This window comes from Methylobacterium sp. E-041 (assembly GCF_022829665.1).
In the GTDB taxonomy this organism is placed as follows: Bacteria; Pseudomonadota; Alphaproteobacteria; order Rhizobiales; family Beijerinckiaceae; genus Methylobacterium.
In genome coordinates this window covers 171,886-189,288 of sequence record NZ_JAKSYQ010000299.1, presented here as the reverse complement: position 1 = coordinate 189,288, position 17,403 = coordinate 171,886, and the positions used below count along the sequence as shown (strand labels likewise).

15 protein-coding genes are annotated in these 17,403 nt (G+C 71.0%); 6 read left to right on the top strand and 9 right to left on the bottom strand.

Going from position 1 to position 17,403, the window contains the following annotated elements; genetic code table 11:
* Positions 1-42: 42 nt before the first annotated feature.
* From carB to MKK70_RS28920, 5 genes are all read right to left on the bottom strand, one after another.
* Positions 43-3,516 (bottom strand): carbamoyl-phosphate synthase large subunit, encoded by a 3,474-nt coding sequence (gene carB / locus MKK70_RS28940; protein ID WP_243951436.1) that lies wholly within the window; start codon positions 3,514-3,516, stop codon positions 43-45.
* Between the two features lie 300 nt (positions 3,517-3,816).
* Positions 3,817-4,194 (bottom strand): hypothetical protein, encoded by a 378-nt coding sequence (locus MKK70_RS28935; RefSeq protein ID WP_147727012.1) that lies wholly within the window; start codon positions 4,192-4,194, stop codon positions 3,817-3,819.
* A gap of 150 nt (positions 4,195-4,344) precedes the next feature.
* Positions 4,345-5,319 carry a cysteine synthase A gene (gene cysK, locus MKK70_RS28930; protein WP_147727013.1) on the bottom strand — a complete coding sequence of 325 codons (975 nt, stop codon included), beginning with the start codon at positions 5,317-5,319 and terminating at the stop codon, positions 4,345-4,347.
* Positions 5,320-5,562: 243 nt separating this feature from the next.
* Complete coding sequence (locus MKK70_RS28925) at positions 5,563-5,718, bottom strand: hypothetical protein (protein WP_243951434.1); 156 nt, start codon at positions 5,716-5,718, stop codon at positions 5,563-5,565.
* A gap of 98 nt (positions 5,719-5,816) precedes the next feature.
* On the bottom strand, positions 5,817-6,323 hold the full coding sequence (locus MKK70_RS28920; protein WP_147727014.1) for an META domain-containing protein: 507 nt from the start codon (positions 6,321-6,323) through the stop codon (positions 5,817-5,819).
* Between the two features lie 343 nt (positions 6,324-6,666).
* On the opposite strand from MKK70_RS28920, the gene MKK70_RS28915 reads away from it, so the two are divergent.
* From MKK70_RS28915 to MKK70_RS28900, 4 genes are all read left to right on the top strand, one after another.
* Complete coding sequence (locus tag MKK70_RS28915; RefSeq protein WP_147841634.1) at positions 6,667-6,936, top strand: multiprotein-bridging factor 1 family protein; 270 nt, start codon at positions 6,667-6,669, stop codon at positions 6,934-6,936.
* Positions 6,937-7,039: 103 nt separating this feature from the next.
* A complete protein-coding gene (locus MKK70_RS28910; protein WP_147729894.1) occupies positions 7,040-7,294 on the top strand; it encodes a hypothetical protein in 255 nt (84 codons plus the stop codon).
* 76 nt (positions 7,295-7,370) lie between these two features.
* Entirely contained in the window at positions 7,371-7,970 is a 600-nt protein-coding gene (locus MKK70_RS28905) for a nitroreductase family protein (protein ID WP_243933311.1), read from the top strand.
* Positions 7,971-7,976: 6 nt separating this feature from the next.
* Complete coding sequence (locus MKK70_RS28900; protein WP_243951432.1) at positions 7,977-9,572, top strand: AMP-binding protein; 1,596 nt, start codon at positions 7,977-7,979, stop codon at positions 9,570-9,572.
* 192 nt (positions 9,573-9,764) lie between these two features.
* Here the strand turns inward: MKK70_RS28900 and msrP are convergent, their stop codons facing one another.
* The 4 genes from msrP to MKK70_RS28880 form a co-directional block, all read right to left on the bottom strand.
* Complete coding sequence (gene msrP / locus MKK70_RS28895) at positions 9,765-10,703, bottom strand: protein-methionine-sulfoxide reductase catalytic subunit MsrP (RefSeq protein ID WP_243933921.1); 939 nt, start codon at positions 10,701-10,703, stop codon at positions 9,765-9,767.
* An 87-nt stretch (positions 10,704-10,790) separates the two neighbouring features.
* Positions 10,791-12,509: an AMP-binding protein gene (locus MKK70_RS28890; protein ID WP_243951430.1), complete on the bottom strand. Its 1,719-nt coding sequence runs from the start codon at positions 12,507-12,509 to the stop codon at positions 10,791-10,793.
* A 146-nt stretch (positions 12,510-12,655) separates the two neighbouring features.
* A complete protein-coding gene (locus MKK70_RS28885) occupies positions 12,656-13,336 on the bottom strand; it encodes a hypothetical protein (RefSeq protein WP_243951428.1) in 681 nt (226 codons plus the stop codon).
* Between the two features lie 30 nt (positions 13,337-13,366).
* The gene (locus MKK70_RS28880) at positions 13,367-14,866 is read right to left on the bottom strand and encodes a leucyl aminopeptidase (RefSeq protein WP_243951427.1); all 1,500 of its coding nucleotides are present in this window, start codon (positions 14,864-14,866) and stop codon (positions 13,367-13,369) included.
* Positions 14,867-15,092: 226 nt separating this feature from the next.
* On the opposite strand from MKK70_RS28880, the gene lptF reads away from it, so the two are divergent.
* Together lptF and lptG are read left to right on the top strand one after the other, a co-directional pair.
* Complete coding sequence (gene lptF, locus MKK70_RS28875) at positions 15,093-16,250, top strand: LPS export ABC transporter permease LptF (protein ID WP_147841627.1); 1,158 nt, start codon at positions 15,093-15,095, stop codon at positions 16,248-16,250.
* Positions 16,251-16,256: 6 nt separating this feature from the next.
* Positions 16,257-17,345: an LPS export ABC transporter permease LptG gene (gene lptG / locus MKK70_RS28870; protein ID WP_147841626.1), complete on the top strand. Its 1,089-nt coding sequence runs from the start codon at positions 16,257-16,259 to the stop codon at positions 17,343-17,345.
* Positions 17,346-17,403: the final 58 nt, after the last annotated feature.

Genomic DNA, 17,403 nt, shown 5'->3' with positions numbered 1-17,403 from the left:
AGGGTCCGCGATCGGTCAGAAACGTCGTGTCGCCGCCCGGCTTCAGGCTGCGAAGTATTCCTGCAGGGCGCGGACCCGAAGGTCACCTTCGAGATAGGCCTGAATGCCCTCGGCCGCCGCCATCGCTCCGGCCAGAGTGGTGTAGTACGGCACCTTATGCAAGAGGGCCGCCCGGCGGAGCGAGCGCGAGTCCGACAGCGCGCCGGCCCCCTCGGTGGTGTTCAGGACGAGCTGGATGTCACCGTTCTTGATCGAGTCGACCACGTGCGGCCGGCCTTCGAGCACCTTGTTCACCCGGTCGCAGGCGACGCCGTTCTCGACGAGGTAGCGCTGGGTGCCGCCGGTCGCCACGATCGCGAAGCCGAGCCCGGCCAGCAGCCGGATCGAGGGCAGGATGCGCGCCTTGTCGCCGTCGCGCACCGAGACGAACACCGTCCCCGAGCGCGGCACCTTGGTGCCCGAGCCGAGCTGGCTCTTGGCGAAGGCGACGCCGAAGCCGGCATCGAGCCCGATGACCTCGCCGGTGGAGCGCATCTCAGGCCCGAGCAGCACGTCAACGCCGGGGAAGCGCGCGAACGGGAACACCGCCTCCTTCACCGCGATGTGGTTGAGGACCTTCTTCTTCAGCCCGAACGCGGCCAGGGCCTCGCCAGCCATGACCCGGGCGGCGATCTTGGCGATCGGCTCGCCGATCACCTTGGCGACGAACGGCACCGTGCGGGACGCGCGCGGGTTCACCTCCAGCACGTAGATCGTGCCGTCCTTGATCGCGTACTGCACGTTCATCAGGCCGCCGACCTTCAGCGCCAGCGCCATCGCCTTGGTCTGGCGCTCCAGCTCGGCGATGATCTCGGGCGAGAGCGAGCGCGAGGGCAGCGAGCAGGCCGAGTCGCCGGAATGGATGCCGGCCTCCTCGATGTGCTCCATGATCCCGGCGATGAACACGTCGGTGCCGTCGCAGACCGCGTCGACGTCGATCTCGACCGCATCCGACAGGTAGCGGTCGAACAGCAGCGGGTTCTTGCCGAGCACCGTGTTGATCTGGCCGGTCTTGTCGTTGGGGTAGCGCGACTTGACCTCGGACGGGATCAGGCTCGGCAGGGTGTCGAGCAGGTAGTCGGCGAACTGGGTCTCGTCGCGGATGATCGCCATGGCGCGGCCGCCGAGCACGTAGCTCGGGCGCACCACGAAGGGCAGGCCGAGGTCGGCCGCGACCATCCGGCCCTGCTCGACCGAGTAGGCGATGCCGTTCTTGGGCTGCTTCATCCCGAGCTTGTCGAGGAGCCGCTTGAACTGGTCGCGGTCCTCGGCGAGATCGATCGCGTCCGGCGAGGTGCCGAGGATCGGCACGCCGGCGGCTTCGAGCGCGCGGGCGAGCTTCAGCGGCGTCTGGCCGCCGAACTGGACGATGACCCCGTGCAGGGTACCGTTCTGCCGCTCGGTCTCGATGATCTCGAGCACGTCCTCCTGCGTCAGCGGCTCGAAGTAGAGCCGGTCGGAGGTGTCGTAATCGGTCGAGACCGTCTCCGGGTTGCAGTTGACCATGATGGTCTCGTAGCCCGCCTCCGACAGCGCGTAGCAGGCGTGGCAGCAGCAATAGTCGAACTCGATGCCCTGGCCGATCCGGTTCGGGCCGCCGCCGAGGATGATGACCTTCCTGGCCGCGGTCGGCTGGGCCTCGTCGGCGACCGTGCCGGCGAAGGGGGCGACGTAGGTCGAGTACATGTAGGCGGTCGGCGCCTTGAACTCGGCGGCGCAGGTGTCGATCCGCTTGAACACCGGCCGCACCTTCAGCGCGCGGCGCGCCTCGCGCACCGACGGCTCGTCGGTCCCGGCGAGGACGGCCAGGCGCGCGTCGGAGAAGCCCGCGGCCTTGAGCTGGCGGAACGCGCCCGGCGTCGCCGGCAGGCCGTGCGCCTTGACCCGGTTCTCCAGGTCGATGATGCCCTGCAGCTGCTCCAGGAACCACGGGTCGATCTTGCACGAGGCGTGGACCTCGGCATGGCTCACCCCGAGGCGCAACGCCTGCGCGACGTTGAGCAGCCGGTCCGGCGTCGGCGTGCCGATCGCCGCCTTGATCGCGTTGTGGTCGTCGCCCTTGCCGAGCCCCTCGATCTCGATCTCGTCGAGGCCGGTGAGCCCGGTCTCGAGGGAGCGCAGGGCCTTCTGCAGCGATTCGGCGAAGCACCGGCCGATCGCCATCGCCTCGCCGACCGACTTCATCGCGGTGGTCAGCGTCGGCTCGGCGCCGGGGAACTTCTCGAACGCGAAGCGGGGGATCTTGGTGACGACGTAGTCGATCGTCGGCTCGAACGAGGCCGGGGTCGCGCCGCCGGTGATGTCGTTGGCGATCTCGTCGAGGGTGTAGCCGACGGCCAGCTTGGCCGCGACCTTGGCGATCGGGAAGCCGGTGGCCTTCGACGCCAGCGCCGAGGAGCGCGACACGCGCGGGTTCATCTCGATGACGATCATCCGGCCGGTGGCCGGGTCGATGGCGAACTGCACGTTCGAGCCGCCGGTCTCGACGCCGATCTCGCGCAGCACCGCGAGGGATGCGTCGCGCATCACCTGGTATTCCTTGTCGGTCAGCGTCAGCGCCGGCGCGACGGTGATGGAATCGCCGGTGTGGACGCCCATCGGGTCGATGTTCTCGATCGAGCAGACGATGATGCAGTTGTCCGCCTTGTCGCGGACGACCTCCATCTCGTACTCCTTCCAGCCGAGCACCGATTCCTCGATCAGCACCTCGTTGGTCGGCGACGCGTCGATGCCGCGCTCGACGATGTCGAGGAATTCCTCGCGGTTGTAGGCGATGCCGCCGCCGGTGCCGCCCATGGTGAAGGACGGCCGGATGATCGCCGGCAGGCCGACCTCGGCGAGCGCGATCAGGGCCTGGCCCAGCGCGTGCTCGATGTAGCGCTTGCGCCGGTCGCCCTCGCCCGCATGCCAAGTCTTCTCGAAGGCGGCGACCGCCGCGTCCCGGTCGGCACCCGCAGGCCACTGCGCCTCGATGCGGGCGATCTCGGCGAGGCGCCTGTCGCGGTCGGCCTTCTTCGGCACCGAGGCGTTGGCGAGCTCCGATTTCGGCGTCTCGAGGCCGATCTTGGTCATCGCGTCGCGGAAGAGATGGCGGTCCTCGGCCTTGTCGATGGCCTCGGCCGTCGCGCCGATCATCTGCACGCCGTACTTCTCCAGCACGCCCATGCGCTGGAGCGAGAGCGCGCAGTTCAGCGCGGTCTGGCCGCCCATGGTCGGCAGGATCGCGTCCGGCCGCTCCTTCTCGATGATCTTGGCGACGATCTCCGGGGTGATCGGCTCGACGTAGGTCGCATCCGCCATGTCCGGGTCGGTCATGATGGTGGCCGGGTTCGAGTTGACCAGCACGATCCGGTAGCCCTCCTCGCGGAGCGCCTTGCAGGCCTGGGTGCCGGAATAGTCGAACTCGCAGGCCTGCCCGATGATGATCGGCCCCGCACCGACGATGAGGATCGAGGAGATATCGGTGCGCTTCGGCATCGGACGCCTTGGATGCGCTCACGCGTGCCCGACCGCGCAGCCCGGCTCTCGGGGCGGCGCGGATGGGCGCAGGCGGCGGGATTGTCGTTGAGACCCGCGTCTACACGCAGCCGGAGGCGTTTGAAAGGGCGTGTGCACGCATGGTTGGGCCGTCCCGAAACCGGGGACGCGTTTCCGACCCGGCCGGGATGGGTTCAAGCCCTCTCAACGCTCGACCGTATGATGCGTCCCCCCTCCCGCACGCGGGAAGAGGGATCGCTTGGCTGTCGAAGCAGGAGCGGAGAAACCGCCTTGCTCGCGTCAGAGGCCGGCGTAGAGCGCGGCGACGGCGCGGTCGATCGAGAGGTAGAACACGCCGAAGGCGACCAGCGCCGCGACCGCGAACTCCATGGCGACGCTCGGAAGCGTCTGCGAGCGGCGGATCACCTCGCGGCCGAAGACCAGCGAGACCCAGGCCAGCGTCAGCAGCGCCGGCATCACGAACAGGTAGGAGACCGTGCTCTCGATGTGGTCGAGGCCGTTGGCCGGGTCGAGGATCGCGCGGATGTTGCGCACCCACGGCGCGTAGCAGGCGGCGTAGAGCGTGGTCAGCCACGACAGGCCGACGGCGACCCCGAGATGGAAGCTGAAGATGCGGTGCAGACGGGAGAAGTCGTCGCGCGCGTCGTCGAAGGTCATTCGTCAGCCCCGTTCATCGTCGAGATCGGCCCGGCGACGATCGTTGCGGCGTCGTCGTTAACGGGCGGTTGACGACGGGATGGGGGACGATCCTGTGTTTTGTGTGACGCCGGGCCCCAGGCCCGGCGCCCAAATCGTGGCAGTCCCGGTCTAGCCGACGCCCTCGAACAGCGCCGAGGAGATGTAGCGCTCGGCGAACGAGCACGCGACCGTGACGATGCGCTTGCCCTTGAACTCCGGCCGGCCCGCCAGCTCCAGTGCCGCCGCGACGTTGCCGCCGGTGGAGATGCCGCCGGGGATGCCCTCGAGGCGGGCGAGCTCGCGGGCGGTCTCGAACGCCTGCTGGTTCGAGACGGTGATCACGCCGTCGACGATCGCGCGGTCGAGGTTGTCCGGGATGAAGCCCGCGCCGATGCCCTGGATCTTGTGCGGCCCCGGCTGCCCGCCGGAGATGACCGGCGAATCCGTCGGCTCGACCGCGAACACCTTCAGGTTCGGCAGGCGCGGCTTCAGCACCGAGCCGACGCCGGTGATCGTCCCGCCGGTGCCGACGCCGGCCACGAACGCGTCGAGCTGGCCGTCGGTGTCGTTCCAGATCTCTTCCGCCGTCGTCCTGCGGTGGATCTCCGGGTTGGCGGGGTTCGAGAATTGCTGCGGCATCACCGAGCCGGGGATCTCGCCGAGCAGCTCCTCGGCCTTGGCGATGGCGCCCTTCATGCCCTGCGGGCCGGGCGTCAGCGCCAGCTCGGCGCCGAGGAAGGCCAGCATCTTGCGGCGCTCGAGCGACATCGTCTCGGGCATCACCAGGATCAGGCGGTAGCCGCGGGCGGCGGCCACGAAGGCCAGCGCGATGCCGGTGTTGCCGGAGGTCGGCTCGACCAGGGTGCCGCCGGGCTTCAGCTTGCCCGAGGCCTCCAGCGCGTCGATCATGTTGACGCCGATGCGGTCCTTCACGCTGGCGATCGGGTTGAAGAACTCGAGCTTCAGCAGGATCTCGGCGTCGATGCCGCGCGCCTGCGGCAGGCGGTTCAGGCGGACGAGCGGCGTGTTGCCGATCGTCTCGGTGATCGAGCCGTAGACGCGGCCATGGCCGGGCTTGCGGGCTGGGGTCTCGACAGATGCCATGGTCGCGAATCTCCGAAGGACGCTCAGGTGACGGCGCGCCGGGCCGCCCGCGCGGGGGCGGGACCGGGCGTTTCCGGAGCCGGGATATCGCGTGCGGCGGGCGGGGGCAATCGGGCCAAGTGCCGGATACGGCGATCATTTTCTCCCGCGGTGGCGAGCCTCGCCGAAGCGTGGAAGATCGCTTCTGCGCGGCCGGCGATACGGGGAAGATCGTTCTTCGCCGGCCGGGTCGCGGCGGCTGCGTCAGCGGGCGCCGAGCGCGAGAAAGAGGCCGAGGAGCGGCACGGCGGCTGCGATCCAGGCCGCGCCGGGGTGGAAGCTCGGCGGCGCGACGTAGCGGGAGGCGTCGTGCACGCCCGCGCGGAGGGTCGCTCGCCCGAGACCGATCTTTGCCGCCATGCACCCCTCCGACCGTGAACCGGATCGAAGAAGGCGCGGGGGCGTCTCAAGGCCTGGTGAATCGGGCCCGGCCGCGTGGAAGCGTGGTCAACGGCGCCTTAAAGCGCGCGGTCGAACTTCAGCTCGCCGTTGGGGCTCTTCAGCACGAGCTGCGAGCCGACCATGTCCCACTGCGCCGCCGTGCGGAGCGCCACGAAGTAAGCCTGCTCGGTCGCCTGGAGGCTCTTGTCGCAGGACTTCTTGGTGAGGGCGAGCGGGCCGACCGCGAGGTGCTGCTCCTTGAGCGGGAAGGCTGTCGCCGCGAAGGTGTTGCAGCCGCCGTAGCCGCGGGCGCGGTACTGCTTGTCGATGATGAAGCTCGGCCGGTCGGTGCCGCCGAACGGCTTGCCGTTGATGCTCACCGCGGTCCAGGTCGAGTCCAGCGGAAACACCTTCTCGGTCTGCTTAGCGCCGGGGATGTACTGCTCTTTCTTGTCCTCGCCGCCGGGCCGGCGGTTGCCCTTGCCGAAGCCGCTGATCGAGTTCTGCGCCCTCGTCTCGGTCGCCGTGGTGAGAACCAGCGCACCGGCGGCGCAGGCCAGAGCGGCGATCAGCATCGGTTTCATGGTACGCCCCTTGTCCCTCGTTTCCGGTGCGCCACCCTCGGGATGCCTTGGAGGCATTCGGGAGCCCGTGCCTGGGCCCGTGGCGGCGCGCGGAAGCGCCAATGCGATAGGATTTCAGCACAATTGTGGTCAAGGCGGCCGCAGGCGGGCTTTTGTCGGCGTCCCGCGCGAAGTTCGCCGGCCCGTCCGCAGGATTCGGGGCCGTTCGCCGGAATTCTGAAACGATCCGCGTTCCGCTCCGTTGTCACGCACCGGATGGCGGTCGGCCAGATCGGCGAATCGAGGAGAGTTCGGCTTGGCGGGATCTGACGAAGGTGGGCAGAGCGGCGCTGCCCCGAGGCCGTTGAGCCCGGTCCAGTCGCGGGCCGCGCGGGGGCTGCTCGGCTGGTCCGAGGCCGACCTGGCCGCCAAGGCCGGGCTCGATGCGGGCTTCGTGCGCGACTTCGAGGCCGGCACCGGCGATCCGCCCTCGGGCCAGGTCGAGGTCCTGCGCAGCGCGCTGATGACGGCCGGCGTCGCCTTCAGCGAGGACGGCAGCTCCGGCGTCCGGCTCACGCAGACAGGCGGCGAGGGCACCCGCCTCGACGCCTTGACCACCGAGAACGACCGCTGACCCGGACGCGGGGATGCCGTCGGCGCCCGCGCTCCCGTGCCGCCTATGCGGCGACACCGCGTCGGCTCAGGATCGCCCGATCCGATAGCGCGGGGTGCGGGCGATGGCGGACCACAAGGCCGAGCTCCGCGAGACCCTGCGCAAGATGGAGGTCGCGACCGGCGAGGCGGCCGCGGCCTGCCTTCCGCGCCTCGTGGCGCGGCTGCGCCACCACGAGACCCGGCTTCCCGGTCATCCGCTGATCCGCCCGTGGCGACGCTGGCGCATCCGCCGCCTCGCCGATGCCGTCGAGGAGGCGCGCTGGCACGTCGAGCAGGGGCGGCTCGCCCGGATGGGCGGCCTGTCCGGCCGCCGCTAGGCCGATCTTGCGGACAGGGCCGCCGCTCGTGCAAAGGGATGCCACGAGTGCGCCGCACCATCCGGAGACAACGCCCGTGACCGCAGACAACCCGCGCCGGCCCGACCACGCGGTCGATCCGATCTTCGTCGATCGCCGCTCCCCCCGCCTGTTCACCGGCGAGGCGGTGCCCGAGGCGGAGCTGATGCGGATGTTCGAGGCGGCGCGCTGGTCGCCCTCCTCCTACAATTCCCAGCCCTGGCGCTTCCTCTACGCTCTGCGCGACGACGCGAACTGGGAGACGTTCTACGGCCTGATCCTGCCGGGCAACCAGAAATGGGCAATTGGCACCGGCGCGCTGGTGTTCCTCGTCTCCAGCGAGCGCATGAAGGTCGGCGACGAGCTCAAGCCGGCGGGGAGCCATGCGCTCGATGCCGGCGCCGCCTCGCTCGCCTTCCAGCTCCAGGCCAACCGCCAGGGCTGGCACGTCCACGGCATGGGCGGCTTCGACCGCGCGCGGGCGCCGGGGGTGCTCAACGTGCCGGAGCACCACACCATCCAGGCCGCCTACGGCGTGGGTCGCGCGGTGGCGCCGGAACACCTCGACGACGAGCAGCGTGCCAAGGAGGCCCATAACGGCCGGCGCCCGATCACCGACTTCGTCTTCTCCGGCGGCTTCCCCGCGACCGGCGGCTAGACGCGGGTGGACGCGCCCGAGGCCGGCTTCCGCTGGGACATCCCGGCCCGGTACAACATCGGCGTCGACGTCTGCGACCGCTGGGGCACCGCCGAGCCGAAACGCCCGGCGATCCTGGAGGTCGCCGCCGACGGCACCGTCGCGACCACGACGTTCGGGCGGCTTCGCACGGACTCGGATCGGCTCGCCGGAGCGCTCGCCGGCCGCGGGATCGGCCCGGGCGACCGCGTCGCGGTGCTGCTGCCGCAATCGACCGCCGTGATGGTGGCGCACGCCGCCGCCTACAAGCTCGGCGCCATCGCGCTGCCGCTCGCCGGCCTGTTCGGCCCGGAGGCGCTGGCCTACCGCCTCGCCGACTCCGGCGCGCGCGCCTGCATCACCGACGCGGCCGGGCTGGCCAAGCTCGAGCCGATCCGCGGGCAGCTGCCGGAGCTGTCCCTGCTGGTCTCGGTCGACGGCGCCTCGGGCGACGCGCTCGGCCTCGCCGACCTGCTCGCGGCCGCCGCACCCGACTTCTCGGCCCACGACACCGGCCCCGACGACCCGGCGCTGATGATCTACACCTCCGGCACCACGGGACAGGCGAAGGGCGCCCTGCACGGGCACCGGGTGCTGCTCGGCCACCTGCCCGGCTTTGACCGGATGCATGCCTTTCCGCCGCGCCCCGGCGACCTGATGTGGACGCCCTCGGACTGGGCCTGGGCCGGCGGCCTGCTCAACGTGCTGATGCCGGCGCTGCGCCACGGCGTGCCGGTGGTGGCCCGCGCCGCCCGGTTCGAGGCCGACGCCGCCTTCCGGCTGATCGAGCGCTTACGGATCACCAACGCCTTCCTCGCGCCGACCGCCCTGCGGATGCTGCGCGCGGTCGAGGCGCCGCGTACGCGCTACGACCTCTCGTCGCTGCGCAACGTCGCCTCGGCCGGCGAGGCGCTCGGCGCCGACACCTATCGCTGGGCGGAGGACGCGCTCGGGCTCGCCGTCGGCGAGGCCTACGGGCAGACCGAATGCAACCTCGTGCTCGCGGCCGCGCCGGCGGAAGGGATCGGCCGGGCGGGCTCGGCCGGCAAGCCGGTGCCGGGCCACCGCGTCGCGATCCTGCGGCCCGACGGCAGCGAGGCCGGCACGGACGAGCCGGGCGAGATCGCCGTCGCCCGCCCCGATCCGGTGATGTTCCTGCGCTACTGGAACCAGCCCGAGGCGACCGCGCGGAAGTTTTCCGGCGACTGGATGCTCACCGGCGACCAAGCCCGGCGCGACGCGGACGGCTACGTCCACTTCGTCGGCCGCGACGACGACCTGATCACCTCGGCGGCCTACCGGATCGGCCCCGCCGAGATCGAGGCCTGCCTGTGCGCCCACCCGGCCGTGGCGCTCGCCGCCGCGGTCGGCAAGCCCGATCCGCTGCGCACGGAGATCGTGAAGGCCTTCCTCGTCCTGCGCCCGGGCTACGCCGCCTCTCCGGCGCTCGCCGACGAGATCCAGGCCTTCGTGCGCACGCGGCTCTCGGCCCACGAGTACCCGCGCGAGATCGCCTTTCGCGACGCCCTGCCGATGACCACCACCGGCAAGATCATCCGCCGGGCGCTGCGCGACGCGGAGTGAGGCGGATGGCCTCCCTCCCCCCTCTGCGGGGGAGGGTGGGCCTCGCGTCAGCGAGGGTCGGGAGAGGGGAGCGACCTCTCCGGACAGCGCGCTCCCCTCTCCCGACCCGCTTCGCGGGCCACCCTCCCCCGCAGAGGGGGGAGGGAAGAGCCCTGTCGAGACTTCAGCGGCTTCCCCGGACGGGGTTTCGCCTCACACGAACAGCCGCTCGCCCTGCAGGTCCTTGTACAGCCCCGCCACCTGCTCGCCGTAGCCGTTGTAGATCAGCGTCGGGACGCGGGTGTCGGTGCCGAGCACGCGCTCGCTCGCCTGGCTCCAGCGCGGGTGCGGCACCGCCGGGTTGACGTTGGCCCAGAAGCCGTACTCGGACGGGCCGAGCGCCTCCCAGAAGGTCTTCGGCCGCTCGGCCACGAACGAGACCTTCACGATCGACTTGATCGACTTGAACCCGTACTTCCACGGCAGCGCGAGGCGGATCGGCGCGCCGAACTGGTTCGGCAGCGCCTTGCCGTAGATGCCGGTGGCGACGAAGGCGAGGTCGTTGCCGGCCTCCGCCATCGTCAGCCCCTCGACGTAGGGCCACGGGTAAAAGGTGCGCTGGCCCGGCGCCATCTTGCGGTCGAGGAAGGTCGTCAGTTGGACGTACTTCGCCCCCGAGGCGGGCTTGGCCAGCGCCACGAGCTTGGACAGCGGGAAACCGGTCCACGGCACCGCCATCGACCACGCCTCGACGCAACGGTGGCGATAGAGCCGCTCCTCCAGCCCGATCTTGCGGATCAAGTCCTCGACGCCGAGCTCGAACGGCTTCTCGACGAGGCCGTCGATCTTGATCGTCCACGGGCTGGTCTTGAGCGCGTCGGCGGCCGGCAGCACGGTCTTCGAGGTGCCGAACTCGTAGAAGTTGTTGTAGTCGCCGCTGAAGGCCTCCGGCGTCAGCGGGCGGTCGAGGGCGTAGGCGTCGTTGCGCTTGGCCGGATAGGGCCCCGTGTCGGCGAAGGCCCGCCCGCCCAGCATCGCCGCCGCGGCGAGCCCGGCGGAGCCGCCGAGCAGCGCCCGCCGGTCGAGGAACACGGATTCCGGGGTAACGAGGTGCTCGGGAATCTCCCAGCCGCGCAACCGCTTGATCAGCATCGTCGTCTCCGCACTGTCCTGCCCGCCACGTGTCGCGACCGCCCCCTCGAGGGGCCGGTGGACCGCTGCGCGCGTCTTGTTCGCCGTCTACGGCGGAGGGGTTACCTCCGTTTCGGACACGGTCGGCGGCGCTTCGTCGCGGAGCATCCGGCGCAGGACCTTGCCGACGTTGGTCTTCGGCAGGCTCTGGTGCAGCACGACCCTGCGCGGCACCTTGTAGCCGGTGAGCTGGGTCCGGGCATGCGCGCGGATCGCCTCGGCGGTGAGCGCGGGGTCGCGCAGGACGACGTGGGCCACCACCATCTCGCCGGTCTCGGCGTGGGGCGCGCCGACCACGGCGCATTCGAGCACGCCGGGATGGGCCGACAGCACGTCCTCGACCTCGTTCGGGTAGACGTTGAAGCCGGAGACGAGGATCATGTCCTTCATCCGGTCGACGATCCGCACCTGCCCGTCCGCCTCCATCACGGCGATGTCGCCGGTGCGGAAGAACCCGTCCGCGGTGGTCGCCGCGGCGGTCTCGTCGGGGCGCTTCCAGTAGCCCTTCATCACCTGCGGCCCGTGCACGCAGATCTCGCCGGGGGTGCCGGCGGGCACCGGCATCCCGTCCGAGCCGCGGATCGACACGTCGGTCGAAGGCAGCGGATAGCCGATCGTGCCGGACCACGTCGCGAGGCGATACGGGTTGACGCAGACCACCGGCGAGGTCTCCGACAGGCCGTAGCCCTCGATGATGGTCTTGCCGGTGATCGCCTTCCAGCGCGCGGCGACCGCGCTCTGCACCGCCATGCCGCCGGCCACCACGTAGTCGAGCTGCGAGAAGTCGACCGTGCCGATCTTCGGGTGGTTGTTCAGCAGGTTGAACAGCGTGTTGACGCCGGAGAAGTGGGTGAACCGGGTCCTCGACAGCGTCCTCACGAAGCCGTCGCCGTCGCGCGGGTTCGGGATCAGGAGGCAGCTCCCACCGGTGCGCATGAAGAAGAAGAAGCAGCAGGTCAGCGCGAAGATGTGATACAGCGGCAGTGCCGTGACCATCACCCGGCCGGGCTCGTCGAGGCCCTCGAACCAGACCTCGCTCTGGACGACGTTCACCATGATGTTGCGGTGGGTCAGCATCGCCGCCTTGGCGACGCCGGTGGTGCCGCCGGTGTATTGCAGGAAGGCGAGGTCGTCCTGCGTCACGGCGGCCTTCAGCGCCGTCAGCCCCCTGCCCTGGCGCATCACCGCGTCGAGCCGCACCGCCTTGCCCGCCGGCAGGACGAAGGGCGGCACCGCCTTCTTCAGGTGGCGGGAGGCGAGGTCGATCACCCGGCCCTTGAGCCCGAGGCCGTCGCCCGGACCGGCGAGCACCACGTGGTCGAGGGCGATCCCGGGTAGCGCCTCGGCGACGGTGTGGGCGAAGTTCTCGAGCACGAACAGGATGCGGGCGCCGGAATCGTTAAGCTGCGCCGACAGCTCGCGCGGCGTGTAGAGCGGGTTGATGTTCACCACCGTGCCGCCGGCGACCAGCACCCCGAAGATCGCCACCGCGTAGGCCGGCACGTTCGGCATCATGATCGCGACGCGGTCGCCCCTGGCGAGGCCCTGGGCGGCGAGCCACGCGGCGACGGCACGACTGGCGCTCCCGAGCGCGGCATAGGTCATTGAGGAGCCGAAGCACGTCAGCGCCGGCCGGTCGGCGAAGCGCGCCGTGCTGGTCTCGAACAGGTCGACGAGGGTGCCGAGGCTGTCGGCGTCGATCTCCGCCGGCATGCCCGGCGGGTAGGCGGCGAGCCATGGGCGCGGTGCCCGGCTGTCCTGGATCACGGCGTTTCTCCATCGCGCGCGGCATTCGCGGCCACGCTTATCGGCTTTGTGCGTTCGCTCCCCTTCGCCCGGACTGTGGGGGATCGCTCCGCCCGCGGCAAGCAAGCGCCGGCGCCGAGGGTCCGCCGCGGCTGACAGCGCGGCCGTTATGGTGCGGCGATGCGGGTGCGCAGGCGGGAGGCCGAGACGACGGCGTGCGGCAGGGCGGCCGCCAGGACCAGGAGCGCGGCGATGCCGGCCTCCCGCGCGGTGAACGCCCGGTGCGGCCACGGCCCCGCGCCCTCGCTCCTCGCGAGCCCGAGCAGGGCGGCTGCGAACCACAGGGAAAGGACGCTGCAGAAGGCCAGCCCGATGCGGGCGCGCCAGCCGTCGCGCGGGCGGAGGCGCCCGCTGGCGAGCCAGCCGAACAGGCCGAGGATCGCGCCGAAGGCGATCGCCCCGACCGCGGCCCCGAGGGCGTAGGCGAGCCAGAGCGGCTGGCCGGTCAGGAACGCCATGCTGCCGCTGCCGTAGGCGCCGCGCAGGATCACGCCGCCGAAGGTCGGGTACGACCCGGCCGCCAGCAGCGCCGCGATCCCGACGGCGCACCAGGCGACGCGGCGCGGCAACCCGGCCGGCCCCGGCGCCGCGGCCGTCGCGACGAGGCGGGCGACGCCGTAGACCAGGGCGAAGGCGAACAGGGGATAGCTGTCGAGGAAGAACCCGTAGGCGCGCGGCGCCAGCCAGTCCGGCAGGTCGGAACGCTGGCTGATCCCGGTCGCGGCGACGAGACCGAGGCAGAGCAACGCCGCCGCCACGGGTGCGGCCGCGAGGGTTGTCCTGCGCATCGGGCGCTCCGCCGTGACGCGGCCGGGCCGCTACTTCGCCTCGTAGTGGTCGCGCACCAGCCGGTCCAGCAGGCGCACGCCCCAGCCGGCGCCCCAGCTCTTGTTGATCTCGCTCGCGGTCGAGGACATGCCGACGCCCGCGATGTCGAGATGCGCCCACGGCACGTCGTTGACGTAGCGCTTGATGAAGGCCGCCGCCGTCGCGGCGCCGCCGTGGCGGCCGCCGGTGTTCTTCATGTCGGCGAACTTCGAGTCGATCGCCTTGTCGTAGGCGGGGATGAGCGGCATCCGCCAGACCTTCTCGCCGACCGCCTCGCCGGTGGCGTGGATCTTCGCCGCCAGGTCGTCGTCGTTCGAGAACAGGCCGGCGATGTCCTGGCCCAGCGCCACGATGATCGCGCCGGTGAGCGTGGCGAGGTCGATCATGAACTTCGGCTTGTAGGCACCCTGCACGTGCCAGATCACGTCGGCGAGGACGAGGCGGCCTTCCGCGTCGGTGTTGATCACCTCGATGGTCTGGCCCGACATCGAGGTGACGATGTCGGACGGCCGGTAGGAGGCGCCGTCGGGCATGTTCTCGACGATGCCGATGGCGCCGACCACGTTGACCCGCGCCTTGCGGGCGGCGAGCGCGTGCAGGGTGCCGACGACGGCGGCCGCGCCGCCCATGTCGCCCTTCATGTCCTCCATGCCGCCGGCCGACTTGATCGAGATGCCGCCGGAATCGAACACCACGCCCTTGCCGATGAAGGCCACCGGCGCCTCGCCGGCCGGGCCGCCGTTCCAGCGCATCACCACGACCCGCGGCTCGCGCACCGAGCCCTGCGCCACGGCCAGAAGCGCGCCCATGCCGAGCTCGCGCATCCGGGCCGGCTCCAGCACCTCGACCTCGACGCCGAGCCTGGTCAGCTCGGAGGCGCGACGGGCGAACTCTTCCGGCGTCAGGACGTTCGGCGGCTCGTTGATCAGGTCGCGGGCCAGCGTCACGCCCTCGGCGACGGCGGTGCTCGCCTGCGCCGCGGCCTCGGCCTCGGCGTGGCCGGCGAGCATCAAGGTCAACGTGGTCGCGGCCTTGGTGTCCTCGGCGTCGGGCTTCTTCTTGGTCTTGTAGCGGTCGAAGCCGTAGCTGCGCAGGCGCGCGCCGAGGGCGAAGTCGGCGGCGTTCGCCGCCGCGATCGCGGCGCCCGGCCAGTCGAGCACCACGCGGGCCTCGCGGCCCGAGACCTTGCCCGCGGTGAAGCCGCCGAGAACCGGCCAGTCGATCTTGGCGCGGTCCTTGTCGGTGCCGAGGCCGACCACCACCAGCCGATCGGCGTCGACGCCGGCCGGCGCCGGCAGCACCAGCGCGCTCGAGGCCCGCGCCTTGAACTTCTCGCTGCCGGCGGCGCGGGCGATCAGGTCGATGCCGCCCTGGCCGAGCGCATCCCGCGCGCCCGCGCCGAGCACGAGGTCGTCGCCGACGAACACCACGAGGTCCCCGGATCCGCCCCGGCCGAGGGGGGCGAAATGGATGGTGATGCCGTCCGACATGGCGTTGCCTTCTGCCCTGTTCCGCTGTCACGAGCGTGCTCGACAGCCGCACGCCCATCGGTGCCCTGTGTAGCCGGTGAGGCGGAGAACGCAACGCGACCCGGGCGCCCTCGAAAGGCCCCAGTTCACGCGCCATCGGAAAGGACGGCCGGGCGATCCGGCGACGGGGCCCCAGACCGTGCGGGCGGGCGCGGCGACGGGCGGGCATGGCGGAAGTAGGGGTTCGATGACGCAGATCGCGCGCTACATCTTCCGCATCGCGCTCGGGGCCTTCCTCGCCTGCCTCGTCGGCCTCACCGGCACGATCTGGGTGACGCAGGCGCTGCGCGAGCTCGACCTGATCACGGCCAAGGGCCAGACCGTGCTGGTCTTCCTGTTCATCACCGGCCTGTCGCTGCCGACCCTAGTCGTTGTGATCGCGCCGGTGGCCCTGTTCATCGCCGTCGTCTACGCGCTCAACCGCCTCAACGGCGATTCCGAGCTGATCGTGATGTCGGCGGCCGGGATGAAGCCGCGCGCGATCCTGCGGCCGTTCCTCACGCTGGCCTTCGCGGTGAGCGCGCTGGTCGGGTTCGTGACCATCGTGGTGATGCCGGCGAGCTTCCAGGAGCTGCGCGACGTGATCACCCGCGTGCGCGGCGACTTCATCGCCAACGTCGTCAAGGAAGGGCAGTTCACCCAGCTCGACAACGGCATCACCTTCCACTTCCGCGAGCGCGGCCCCGGCGGCGCCCTGCTCGGCCTGTTCATCCAGGACCGGCGCGAAGCCGGCAAGACCAAGGTCTACCTTGCCGAGCGCGGCAACGCGATCGACGTGGACGGCGGCAGCTACCTCGCCCTGCAGAACGGCAGCGTGCACCAGCAGCAGAAGGATTCGCGGGACAGCTCGATCCTGACCTTCGAGCGCTACACGATCGACCTCGCGGCCTTCGCGCCGCCCGACGGCGACACGGTGTACAAGCCGCGCGAGCGCTCGACCGCGCAGCTGCTCTTCCCCGACAAGACCGAGGGCTACTTCCAGCTGCAGAAGGGCCGCTTCCGCGCCGAGCTGCACGACCGGCTCTCGGCCTGGCTCTACCCGCTCGCCCTGGTCTTCATCGCGTTCGCGGCGCTCGGCGACCCGCGCACCACCCGACAGGGCCGGGCCGGCGCGGTCGCGAGCGCGGTCATCGCGGTCATCGCCCTGCGCATCGCCGGCTTCACCGCGACCAGCGCGGCGACCCGCAGCGCCGGGGCGGTGGCGGCGATCTACGCGGTGCCGCTGCTGGCGATCGCGCTGTCGTCGCTGATCATCTTCCAGGGCCCGGCGGTGCGCGCCCTCAACGGCCGCCTCGCGGCCGCCGTGCGGGGGCGGTTCCGCGCGCCCCGCCTCGCCGCCGGCTGAAACCGCATGCTGATCGGGTTCACCCTCGGGCGCTACTTCGCGGCCCGCTTCGCGCGCACCGTGCTCGGCGTGTTCATCACGGTGTTCGCGCTGGTCTACACCCTCGATTTCGTGGAACTGCTGCGCCGCGCCGGCGACGCGGAGGGCGCGTCCACAGGTTTGATGGCCCAGCTCTCGCTCTACCGCACGCCCGCGGTGGCCGAGGGCGTGCTGCCCTTCGCCGTGCTGTTCGGCTCGATGGCGGCCATGCTCCAGCTCTCGCGCAAGCTCGAGCTGGTGGTGGCGCGCGCCGCCGGGATCTCGGCCTGGCAGTTCCTGCAGCCGGGCTTCTTCGTCGCCCTGGCGCTCGGCGCCTTCACGGTCGGGGTCTACAACCCGGTCTCGGCGATGATGAAGCAGCGCTCGACCGAGATCGAGGCGAAGATCTTCGCCAAGTCGACCAAGGCGTCCTCCGGCAAGGACCTGTGGATCCGCCAGAAGAGCCTCGACGGCGGCGCGATCATCCGCGCCGAGACCGCGATCGAGGGCACGACGACGCTGGCCGGCGTGCAGGTCTTCACCTTCGACGATGCCGGCCTGTTCGTCTCGCAGATCGTCGCCGCGCGGGCGAGCCTGCACGACGGCTACTGGGAGCTGACCGACACCCGGGTGCTGACGCCGGGCAGCCCGCCGGAGGCCTTCGGCACCTACCTCATCGCCTCGACCCTCGATCCGAGCCAGGTGCGCCAGCGCTTCACCCCCCCGGAATCCGTGCCTTTCTGGCAACTACCCGACACCATCGCACGCACCGAGCGGGCCGGGTTGGATGCGACCCGCTACCGTCTCCAGTATGATGTGCTGTGGGCCCGGCCGATCCTCTTCCTGGCCATGGTCCTGGTGGCGGCAACCGTTTCCTTACGGTTCTTCCGCTTTGGTGGTGTGGGAAAGCTGGTGCTCGGAGGGGTCGCCGCGGGGTTCGCCCTGTACGTCGCCCGCCAGGTGATGGAAGGCCTCGGAGCCTCCGGGATCGTCGCGGCGCCGGTGGCGGCGTGGTTCCCGGCCGTGGTAGGAAGCCTTCTCGGTACGCTCACGCTTCTGTACCAGGAAGACGGCTGACGCCCGCTCTCCGGAGCGGGCACGGGAGACGGACGTGGACGGAAACGTGGCGGCGGGC

Excerpts from the sequence above, each read along its gene's own strand:
- carB (WP_243951436.1), bottom strand. The coding sequence starts at position 3,516 with ATGCCGAAGCGCACCGATATCTCCTCGATCCTCATCGTCGGTGCGGGG.
- lptF (WP_147841627.1), top strand. The coding sequence starts at position 15,093 with ATGACGCAGATCGCGCGCTACATCTTCCGCATCGCGCTCGGGGCCTTC.
- MKK70_RS28935 (WP_147727012.1), bottom strand. The coding sequence starts at position 4,194 with ATGACCTTCGACGACGCGCGCGACGACTTCTCCCGTCTGCACCGCATC.
- msrP (WP_243933921.1), bottom strand. The coding sequence starts at position 10,703 with ATGCTGATCAAGCGGTTGCGCGGCTGGGAGATTCCCGAGCACCTCGTT.
- lptG (WP_147841626.1), top strand. The coding sequence starts at position 16,257 with ATGCTGATCGGGTTCACCCTCGGGCGCTACTTCGCGGCCCGCTTCGCG.
- cysK (WP_147727013.1), bottom strand. The coding sequence starts at position 5,319 with ATGGCATCTGTCGAGACCCCAGCCCGCAAGCCCGGCCATGGCCGCGTC.
- MKK70_RS28925 (WP_243951434.1), bottom strand. The coding sequence starts at position 5,718 with ATGGCGGCAAAGATCGGTCTCGGGCGAGCGACCCTCCGCGCGGGCGTG.
- MKK70_RS28910 (WP_147729894.1), top strand. The coding sequence starts at position 7,040 with ATGGCGGACCACAAGGCCGAGCTCCGCGAGACCCTGCGCAAGATGGAG.
- MKK70_RS28885 (WP_243951428.1), bottom strand. The coding sequence starts at position 13,336 with ATGCGCAGGACAACCCTCGCGGCCGCACCCGTGGCGGCGGCGTTGCTC.
- MKK70_RS28880 (WP_243951427.1), bottom strand. The coding sequence starts at position 14,866 with ATGTCGGACGGCATCACCATCCATTTCGCCCCCCTCGGCCGGGGCGGA.
- MKK70_RS28920 (WP_147727014.1), bottom strand. The coding sequence starts at position 6,323 with ATGAAACCGATGCTGATCGCCGCTCTGGCCTGCGCCGCCGGTGCGCTG.